The following is a 232-nucleotide window of genomic DNA, read 5'->3' as shown; positions in this document are numbered from 1 at the left end:
CGAGACCAGCGTGGCGAGCTGGACGTCGTCGAAACCGACCACCGACATCCGGCCCGGTACGTCGATCCCGCGCTGGCGCAGCCGGTCCAGGATGCCGAGGGCCATGAGGTCGTTGAACGCGACGACGGCGGTGACCCCGCTCGCCACCGCGTGGTCGGCGGCCTGGGGTGCCGCCCGCAAAGTACGGCTGGAAGGTGCCGAGCCGCACCAGCTCGAGATCCCACCGCGCGGC

The 232-nt window shown here is 72.4% G+C and carries 1 protein-coding gene; it reads right to left on the bottom strand.

Going from position 1 to position 232, the window contains the following annotated elements; genetic code table 11:
• Window positions 1–147, bottom strand: a 147-nt coding sequence (locus PROKR_RS37160; RefSeq protein WP_245605662.1) for a substrate-binding domain-containing protein, incomplete at its 3' end; no start/stop codon positions are given.
• Window positions 148–232 lie beyond the last annotated feature (85 nt).

The sequence above is a fragment of the Promicromonospora kroppenstedtii DSM 19349 genome (genome assembly GCF_000515355.1).
Classification (GTDB): Bacteria; Actinomycetota; Actinomycetes; order Actinomycetales; family Cellulomonadaceae; genus Promicromonospora; species Promicromonospora kroppenstedtii.
Note: the sequence above shows the minus strand (reverse complement) of the source record. Positions and strands in the feature narration are given on the sequence as shown.